Origin of the sequence: Dermacoccus sp. UBA1591 (genome assembly GCF_002322065.1) — a bacterium.
Classification (GTDB): Bacteria; Actinomycetota; Actinomycetes; order Actinomycetales; family Dermatophilaceae; genus Dermacoccus; species Dermacoccus nishinomiyaensis.
Genome location: NZ_DCNR01000121.1, coordinates 21,267 through 30,572, shown reverse-complemented (window position 1 = coordinate 30,572; position 9,306 = coordinate 21,267). Strand labels below are relative to the sequence as shown.

General features: G+C 64.5%; 9 protein-coding genes. All 9 read left to right on the top strand.

The annotated features are described in order from the left end of the window. Positions 1 to 909: NADP-dependent isocitrate dehydrogenase (locus B2284_RS13975; RefSeq protein WP_286697666.1), on the top strand; the 909-nt coding region annotated here is incomplete at its 5' end. 131 nt (positions 910 to 1,040) lie between these two features. Further along, positions 1,041 to 2,096, top strand: coding sequence for an NAD-dependent epimerase/dehydratase family protein (locus B2284_RS13970; protein ID WP_038569060.1), 1,056 nt, complete (start codon positions 1,041 to 1,043; stop codon positions 2,094 to 2,096). Between the two features lie 78 nt (positions 2,097 to 2,174). Next, positions 2,175 to 3,062 carry a nucleotidyltransferase family protein gene (locus B2284_RS13965; protein ID WP_083607295.1) on the top strand — a complete coding sequence of 296 codons (888 nt, stop codon included), beginning with the start codon at positions 2,175 to 2,177 and terminating at the stop codon, positions 3,060 to 3,062. Further along, complete coding sequence (locus B2284_RS14390) at positions 3,059 to 3,370, top strand: PqqD family protein (protein WP_038569058.1); 312 nt, start codon at positions 3,059 to 3,061, stop codon at positions 3,368 to 3,370. The genes B2284_RS13965 and B2284_RS14390 overlap by 4 nt, the downstream gene beginning before the upstream one ends. A 58-nt stretch (positions 3,371 to 3,428) precedes the next feature. Continuing rightward, a complete protein-coding gene (locus tag B2284_RS13955) occupies positions 3,429 to 4,700 on the top strand; it encodes an O-antigen ligase family protein (RefSeq protein WP_286697665.1) in 1,272 nt (423 codons plus the stop codon). A gap of 2 nt (positions 4,701 to 4,702) precedes the next feature. Beyond that, positions 4,703 to 5,245 carry a DapH/DapD/GlmU-related protein gene (locus tag B2284_RS14385; protein WP_241724882.1) on the top strand — a complete coding sequence of 181 codons (543 nt, stop codon included), beginning with the start codon at positions 4,703 to 4,705 and terminating at the stop codon, positions 5,243 to 5,245. Then, positions 5,242 to 6,258, top strand: a complete 1,017-nt coding sequence (locus B2284_RS13945) for a CgeB family protein (protein ID WP_006944450.1) — start codon at positions 5,242 to 5,244, stop codon at positions 6,256 to 6,258. Before B2284_RS14385 ends, B2284_RS13945 begins: the two co-directional genes overlap by 4 nt. After that, positions 6,255 to 7,445 (top strand): glycosyltransferase family 4 protein, encoded by a 1,191-nt coding sequence (locus tag B2284_RS13940; RefSeq protein ID WP_286697664.1) that lies wholly within the window; start codon positions 6,255 to 6,257, stop codon positions 7,443 to 7,445. Before B2284_RS13945 ends, B2284_RS13940 begins: the two co-directional genes overlap by 4 nt. After that, on the top strand, positions 7,442 to 9,301 hold the full coding sequence (locus B2284_RS13935) for an ABC transporter ATP-binding protein (RefSeq protein ID WP_286697663.1): 1,860 nt from the start codon (positions 7,442 to 7,444) through the stop codon (positions 9,299 to 9,301). The genes B2284_RS13940 and B2284_RS13935 overlap by 4 nt, the downstream gene beginning before the upstream one ends. Positions 9,302 to 9,306: the final 5 nt, after the last annotated feature.

The following is a 9,306-nucleotide window of genomic DNA, read 5'->3' as shown; positions in this document are numbered from 1 at the left end:
GGCGTCATCTTCCGTGAGCCGATCATCATGAGCAACGTGCCGCGCCTCGTGCCGGGCTGGACGAAGCCGATCATCATCGGTCGCCACGCTCACGCCGACCAGTACAAGTCGCAGAACTTCAAGGTTCCCGGCGCCGGCAAGGTCGAGATCTCCTACACGCCTGCCGACGGCGGCGAGAAGGTCGTCTACGAGGTCGCCGAGTTCCCCGAGGACGGCGGCGTCGCGATGGGCATGTACAACTACAACAAGTCGATCGAGGACTTCGCCCGCGCGTCGTTCAACTACGGCCTCGAGCGCAACGTGCCCGTCTACCTGTCGACGAAGAACACGATCCTCAAGGCGTACGACGGCGCGTTCAAGGACATCTTCCAGGACGTCTTCGACCGCGAGTTCAAGGCCGAGTTCGACAAGCGCGGCCTCACGTACGAGCACCGCCTCATCGACGACATGGTCGCCTCTGCGCTCAAGTGGGAGGGCGGCTACGTCTGGGCGTGCAAGAACTACGACGGTGACGTGCAGTCCGACATCGTCGCGCAGGGCTTCGGTTCGCTCGGCCTCATGACGTCCGTGCTCATGACGCCCGACGGCAAGACCGTCGAGGCCGAGGCTGCGCACGGCACGGTGACGCGTCACTACCGTCAGCACCAGCAGGGCAAGGAGACGTCGACCAACCCGATCGCGTCGATCTTCGCTTGGACGCGCGGCATCGCCAAGCGTGGCGAGCTCGACGGCACGCCCGAGGTGACGAAGTTCGCCGAGACCCTCGAGCGCGTCTGCATCGAGACGGTCGAGGAGGGCAAGATGACGAAGGACCTCGCGCTGCTCATCAGCAAGGACCAGCCGTACCTCAACACGCAGGACTTCCTCGCCGCCATCGACGAGAACCTCAGCAAGGCCATGGCTGCCTGATCACAGCGGTCTCGCCGGTGACGCCCTCCGTCGCGTGTTCAAGGACACGTGACGGGGGGCGTCATGTTCTGACGCCCGTCATGCCGGGGCGTTAGAGTGGCACGGAGCAACGGGTCACGACGAAGGGCGCCATGCGCATTCTCATCACCGGCGGGGCCGGATTCATCGGTCAACATGTCGCCGTCATGCTGGCCTCGGAGCATGAACTGGTCGCCGTCGACAGTTTGAATGCCCAGGTGCACCAGCATGCAGAAGCTGCCGTGCAGCGCTTTCCGGGGCAAGTCGTCATCGCAGACGTCAGTCAGGCAAGCACGTGGGACGCATTGCCGGGGTTCGATGTCGTCGTTCATCTGGCTGCTGAAACCGGTACGGCACAATCCATGTACGAGGCCGGGCGCTATAGGGCTGTCAACGTGGAGGGGACGCGGCTCGCGGCTGCTGCGGCGGCTTCTTGGGGTGCCGCTCTCGTCGCACTGTCGTCCCGAGCCGTCTACGGCGAGGGACGGTACGAGTGCCGGCGCCACGGCACTCGGTTCGGGGCGCGTTGCTGTCCCCAGGCAGAGGCCGCGCCGTCCCGGGAGGAGGACCCGCACCGCCCTGTTTCCGTCTACGGAGAAACCAAGTCCGAGGCGGAGGCCATCCTCGCGGAGTACGCTGCCGCGATCCCGGTCACTGTTCTACGGCCGCAGAACGTGGTGGGCTTCGGACAGGCACTCCACAATCCCTATACGGGGGTTCTGGCAGCTTTTCTCGCGCGCCTCCGCGAGGGTCGACCGTTGTCGGTCTATGGCGATGGCTCTGCGACGAGGGATTTCGTGCACGTCGACGATGTTGCGCGTCTGATCACCTGGTGCATCGATCACCCGGGTCGACTCGGGAGCCTGCGGGTTCTCAACTGTGGCACCGGTGAGCGTACGTCGTTGACCGACCTGGCGCGGTTTGCTGCTGCTGCGGCCCCGGTCGCGAGTGCGCCGGTGGAGTATGTGGATGTCGGCCGGGCCGGGGACATCGAGCACGCCGTTGCCTCTCTGGAGGGTCTCCGTTCCGCAGGCGCGCCATTGCCCCTGATGAGCAGTGAGCAGGCCGTGGCCGACTTCATTGGTCGATCGTGGGGCTTGCCCGGCGCCGATTCGGAGGCATGGGACGTCGCCCTGCGCGAATTACGGCAGAGAGGTCTGACGAGCTGAGTTCGCCGCGAGGGCAAGGCAAGTTGGCGCTACGCGCCTGTGTGTTGGAACGTGCAAGGCCAGGATAGGGGATGACGAATGGACACGATGACGGCAAACTGCGTCGAGGTCCCTCAGACAGTCCGTGTCCGGCTGCTGCATGCTTATGTACAGCTCATCGCTGACGAGGTCGGTTGCGACCTTCTCCACGTCAAAGGCCCAGCAGTGGATCTCCGCCTGCAGCGGGCGGCGCGGCACAGCGTTGACGTGGACGTCCTCGTTCGCCCCCAGCACGTGCTTGCCTTTGTCGAGGCGCTCCGGGCGCGAGGTTGGCGCGAGATCACAGGTTTCGACGAAGGCTCCGCTTTCGGTCACGCGATGAACCTTCGCCACGATCTCGGCCTTCTGGACGTACATCGCTGGTGGCCCGGGTTCGACGTCGAGCCCGCGACGGCCTTCGAAGCCATGTGGGGACAGCGCACGATCCGGACCATCGCCGGGGTGGCCTGTGATGTGCCCTCGCTGAACGATCAGCGGCTGGTGCTGCTTCTTCACTTCGCGCGTAGCGGCGGCCACCGGATCGAGGACCTCGAGGCTGCCTGGGGCGGGGCTGACGAGGGGAGCCGCGCCGCAGTGGTACGGCGCGCCGATGAGATGGAGGCTCGGCTGGCGCTGGCTGCCGCCGTCGGTGGTCTCGAGGAATTCCGTGGGCTGCCTGCCTACGCGTTGTGGAAGTACTTCTCCAGCGGGCAAGGATCACGTCTGGACGAGTGGGGCGGGCGTTTCCGGGCGGCACGCGGGCCACTGGCGAAGGGGCGGGTCTTCCGTGCATTCTTCATGGTCAACAAGGGCCTCTTGAGCGACGAGCTGGGCCACCCTCCCACGCGCCGTGAATATGTGCACGCTTTCCGGCAGCGATTCGTCACGGCCCTCGGTGATGTGCTTCACCGGCTTGAAACGCGGCTGCGTACGAGGGCCGAGCGATGACTCGCCGTGAAGAAACCCAGGGCCGATGGGCCATCCCTGAGGACATCGCTGTGGAGACGGACCCCGATGATCGATCTGCGGTGTGGGTGCTCAGGGCGTCTCGAGGAGTCATCGTGCGGTTGCCGCAGGTAGGGTTGCTGGTCTGGCGGGCGTCCCCGCGGGTCTCCGACACGGAGGGGCTCGTGGCGCTCTTGGCTGCTGAGCACGGATGGCCGTCCGACGAGATCGCGCAGCCCGTGCAGAACTTCGTGATGTCCTTGGTCGATCACGGCCTGCTGGAGGAGAGGTCGGGCCATGAATCGAACTGAGGGGATGGCTCCCGAGTGGCAGCACCTGCTCGGCGCTGAGACCCGCCGAGGTGGGTCTGTGCCTGAATCCCGTAACGTCAAGGCCGCAACGGAAGGACCGCACGCCTCGACGCGCGTAGAAGGGGTCGGGCAGGCCGTCGCCGGCTTCTGGGGGCCGGTGGTTCTCCTGGACCTCGTCATGGGCTTCTCGCTGATGTTCGTCACCACCGCCCTGCCTGGGGGTCTTGTGGGCGGTCTTGCAACGGGTGTCGTGATGGTGGCCGTCAGTGCCTGCCGGCGAGCGAAGCTGACCGTACCGGGCGGCGGTCTCCTGGTCATCGCCTTCCTGGCACTCATGGCCTTCCTCGTCCTGGTTTCCGTCTCCCACGGCATGCCGTGGCAGCAGCGCCTCCTGAAGTTCTTCATTCTCTTCGCCGTGTGCGTTGTCATCGCGACCGGGCGGATCGACATTCGGTCGTTCGTCATCGGAGCATGCATGAGCGCATGTGCCAACGTCCTCCTGTTCTATGCCGGGCTGACGGAGAATAATTACCCGCCATATCTGACCGGTTTCTATGGGGACAAGAACGTTGCAGGGATGTACTACGCGATATGGGGGATCCTCGGGCTTGCGGTTCTGTCCCCGCGTTGGCGCATACCGTGGTTCCTCCTCTCGACGTGGTTCGTCTTTCTCACCGGATCGCGAACCGCGCTCGGAGGTATCGTGCTGGCCGCCCTGTGGGTCCTGCTCCGCAACCGGATCGGTGTGGCCTATCGAATCGCCCTCGCGGCGATCGGGTATGCGGTTCTCGTCTTCTCGATCAACAACTATGCCTCCAGTTCCGCGTTCGGTGACCGAACAGGCACCGATTGGTACAGGGCGCAGATCGATCAGGCGATGGAAATCAAAGCATCCCTGACGCCGTGGACGGGCCTCGGTCTCAATCAGGGGTTCGTGGTGATCGGTGATCGACGGCAATGGTTCCATGATTCGTATCTGCAGGCTTTCGTCGAGGGCGGTCATGTTTTTCTCTGGTCAACCGTTCTGGCCTTCGTCCTCCTCGGCCTGGGATTGCTCGATCGACGACTGCATGTCTCATGGGAGATGCTCACAGCAGAGGCGACGGTCATCGTCGTGCTCGTCTGCGCGTGGAAACTGGGAGAGGTGTTCATGACGGTGGGTGCCTTCATCGTGCTCGGAATCTGCATCGCTTACCGTCTCGGCAAACCCGCCGCCGCGTCGAATCTTGCGTGGCGGGCCGCCGAGATGGCCCCGCCACGCGCATCCAGCGCGGCGCCGCTGCATCGCGGCGCTCCGGTCGGCGCCTCGCGATCGGAGGTCCAGGCGTGAAGATGACACGAACATTGATCGAGAAGACCCCAGGTGTTCGCTATCGGCGGGCCCAACTCCTGACCCCTTTGTATCGACGGGCCTTCGCGCACTTCGGGTCGGGCAGCGTGCTGGTTTCGCCTCTCATGATCCAGGGGACCGACAGGATCAGCGTCGCGGATCGGGTCATCATTCGAGACGGCGCTTGGCTGGCGGCGGAAGGCCCCGCGGGGCACCTTGCCATCGGTGCGGACACCTACATCGGCCATCGCGTACACCTGCACTCGATCGACCCGGTGAGCATCGGTCGCGGTTGTGTCTTCGCGGACAACGTCATGGTGACGTCGACCGACCATGCCCGAGGAGGCTCACGGCATGAGGTCCGCGGCACCGGGCCCGTCCTCATCGAGGACGACGTCTTCATCGGCCAGAACGCCGTGGTGCTCGGAGGAGTAGCCATCGGCAGAGGGGCGACTGTTGCAGCCGGCGCCGTCGTCGTCAAGGATGTGGCGCCGGGCGCCGTCGTGGGCGGCGTTCCTGCGCGCGTGATGGGAGGTGAAGCGTGACGCGCTCGCGGTCACTGCTCATCATCTCTCCTTCATTCCACGGCTATTACGCAGCCATCGGGCGGGCGTTCGGTGAGTTGGGGTACGAGGTGCTCACCCATTGCTACGACGTCGCCGCGTCGCCCGCTGAGAAGCTCTGGAACAAGACCGCACACGAACTAGCCGGCAAACTTCGAGGTGACGGAGGGCATCTGTCCGGCGCCACGGTCTCGCGCCGCGCCATGGCCCGGGTTCGCGAAGTGTCTCCAGACTTCGTCCTCGTCATTCGCGGGGATGTTCTGACAGAAGAGTTCTGGGCCCTCGCCGCCGAGAACGACCGGCTCGTCGGAGTGTGGATGTATGACGAGATCCGCCGTACCAATTTTGACGCGGACCTCGTCGGGCGGTATGCCCAGTTGGCGACGTACAGCGCCCAGGACGCTGCAACGCTCCGGGCGGCTGGTCATCGTATCGCGCAGGTGCCTTTGGGTTTCGATGCATCGAGCGTCATCGACAACACAACTGCGGGCGCCGGGCTCGTGAGTTTCGTCGGTGCGCCCTTGCCCAAGAGAGAGCATGCGCTCGCGGCGCTTGTCTCTGCAGGTGTCCCCGTTCAGGCCTGGGGGCGGGGCTGGTCGGATCACGTGTTCGACCGCGCGCGCACGTGGCGTGTGCGCTCACTCGGCATCCCGGCCAGACGCGACGTGGCCGGCCCGTCCGCGCACGCCATCATGCGGAACGGCAGGGCCACCTTGAACATCCACGGGGATCAGGACGGCTTCACGATGAGAACGTTCGAGGCCGCCGGGGTGGGTGCGGTGCAGATCATTGATCGTGCCGACGTGGCGGATTTCTACGATCCAGGCGAAGAGATCCTCGTGTACGACGGCCACGAGGAGCTCGTGGACCTGTGCCGACACGCGGTGGCGCGTCCGCAGGACTTCATGATGCTGCGCGAGAGGGCACGTCGACGTACTCTCGCCCAACACACCTTCACGCACCGCGCGGACGCTCTATTGGAGGCGTGGTCGTGAGTGACAGGGGCCGAGCGGTCGTCCTCGCCCCGATGCTTGCCGCGCGCGGCGGCGCCGAGCGCGTAGCGCTCGTCGCAGCTGAAACGCTCAAGGCAGCCGGTTACGACACGGTGATCGTGGCTCCCGGCCAGGTTGATGACCTCGGGGCTTACGCCGATTACTTCGGGATCGACCTCGACGGCGTTGCGTACGAGGAACTTCCCAGCGTCGGGAGGATGGGACGCTTCGAGGCGCTGCGAACGGTGATCGAAGAGTTAGTCTGGGCCCGCATCGTGCGCTCGATGCAGCCGGACGTCTTTCTCACGTGCATGTACGGCGCGACTCTGCCGGGACTCGCCGAGCGCAGTCTGTATTACATCCACTTCCCGCACCAGTTGACGACGCCCGGACTCACGGGTCTTCGTGCACGTTACGTCTCCTGGACGCAGTACGCGCGCCGCCTGCAGAATCGGGGGAGCGACTTTCGAGCCACCTACACGTCATTCCTTGCCAACTCACGGTTCACCGCCTCTCACGCGCGACAGCGTTGGGGTGTCGACCCCTACGTCCTCTACCCGCCCTGTTGCGGCGTCGGGGCAGGACGGGTTTGGCGGCAGCCTTCGATCCTCGCAGTCGGAAGATTTCAGGAGCGGCAGCCGGGTCACCCGTACAAGAACCAGGAAGCCCTCATCGTGGCCTTCCGCGCGATGGCGGACCTGCACGCAGAAGGCTGGCAATTGCACCTGGCAGGAAGTGTCAGTTCAGAGGCAGAGCTGGCCAGGCTGCGTGAGATGTCCGTTGGTCTGCCCGTCGCGTTTCATCCCAATGCCTCTCTTGAAGAATTGCACACGCTTTATCGCAAGTCATCGGTGTACTGGCACGCGCAGGGCTTCGGAGAGTCACACGTCACTGCTCCGCAATCACAAGAGCATTTCGGCATCACGACCGTGGAAGCGATGTCCGCGGGAGTCATCGCCATGGTGTATGACACCGCGGGCCCGGCAGAGATCGTCGCAGACGTGCCAGGAACGGTGCGATGGATGAGCCTGGAGGAGTTGCGGCTGGCTACACGCAATCTCGCCCGCGCCGATCCGACAGACTTGGCCAGCTGGCGTCGAGCTGCGCAGCAACGAGCGGCAGAATTCTCCGAGACAGCGTTCGCGACACGCCTCATGACCCTCGTCGAAACCGGGAGTCCTCGTTCATGACTACTTCTGTTGAACCGGAGACCTCCTGGGTGCGCGAGTTGCGCTACCTAGTCTCCAGCTTTCCACGCGGCACCCGCGCACAGCTCGGCTTGTACGCTGCACTGCAGTTCGTGGTCTCATTGCTCGATCTCGCCGGCTTGGCAGTCGTCCTGCCCGTCATGCAGGTGCTTTCCGGGGCGAGCCTCGAGGCCGGTTACCTCGGGGTCATCCATCGCCTTGCGGGCACGCCTGAGCGTGGCCCTTTCGCCGTGATGCTTTGCGTCGCCATGGTGCTGGCTTTCTTGACAAAGAGCATCTTTGCCCTCGCGGTCGCGCGCTGGTCCTTCGACTTCGTGGCCCGTCTCCAAGTCCTGACAGCGACCAGGCTGCTGCACAGCTACTTGAGCGACAGCTATCTCGTGCAACGACGACGGGATGTCGGCGCGGTCGTCCGTACGGTGGGTGCCGCGGTGCAGGCCGCCCACGCCAACGTTCTGGGAGGCGTGCTCGGGGTGTTCGGGCAGCTCCTGTCAATCAGTCTCATTGCCGGTTTCCTCTTCGCCGTGGCCCCTGGCGCGACCCTGGGCGTCATCGTGTACTCCCTCGTGGCGGTCGCGCTGGTCCAGCGATTCTTGGCGCCGAGGAATCGAAGGGCGGGTATCGCTGCGCAAGAGGCCGCGGGGCAGATGAGCCATGCGTTGCTCGAAGCGATCTATGGGGCCCGCGAAGTGCGAATGCACAAGGCTGAGCAGCACTTTCTCGTGACGTACAGTGATGCGGCCACACGTAATGCCGCCGCGTCTCGGGACGCCAACTTCTATGCCCAGGCTCCCAAGTATGTCCTCGAATTCGTCACGATTCTCGGGATCGCGGTTCTGCTGTGTTCGAGCGCGCTGAGCGGCGGGGCGGACAACACAATGCCCACCATCACCCTCTTCGTCGCGGCCGCCGTGAAGTTGCTGCCGTCGTTGACAGCGCTCACCGCCACGCTGGGAAACATCCGATTCGGCATCGAGGGCCTCCATGTCACGACGAAAGCTTTGCGGGGACTGAGCGAAGCCCCCCGCAAGGGGGCCGCCCGAGCTGGACGAGCCCAGAAGGACCCGCACCTGGGCCACGCGGCGACTGCGATGGGATCCGGCGACCTCGTCGTCGACGACGTGCGGTTCCGTTACCCGGATGGGGTCGACGACGTGTTGCAGGGCGTGTCATTCGTGGTTCCCGAGGGATCGTCACTTGCTGTTTGCGGCTTGTCCGGCTCCGGCAAGACAACCCTCATCGACATTGTCCTCGGGCTAATCCAACCTACCTATGGCCAGGTGTCGTTCGATGGGCTCGACATCGTCGCTGATCATGCACAATGGCTTGACAAGGTCGCTTACGTTCCGCAGGACGTCTACCTGCTGGCCGCGACGTTGTGGGAGAACGTGGCGTTCGGAGCCGACGAAGAGTCTGCCGACCGTAGGGCTGTTGAAGCGGCCCTTCGCCTGGCACAACTCGGTGAGCTTGTTGATTCCCTGCCGGGGGGTATCGACGCGATCGTCGGCTTTCGAGGAACCCAATTGTCGGGTGGGCAGAAGCAACGCGTCGGTATCGCGCGGGCACTGTATCGTCGCCCGCAGGTCCTCGTTCTCGACGAGGCCACGTCAGCTCTGGACAACGAGACAGAGGACAAGATCAGCGCAGTCATTCGTGGCCTACACGGAAGCATCACGGTGATTCTCGTGGCCCACCGGCTTTCGACCGTCAAGCATGCCGATTGTGTGATCTACCTGGAGGATGGCCGCGTAGTCGGGTCCGGCACCTTTGCGAAACTACAAACCCAGAGCCCCGCGTTCGCACGCTTGGTGCGTCTCGGTCGACTCGAGGAGGGATGAAGCGA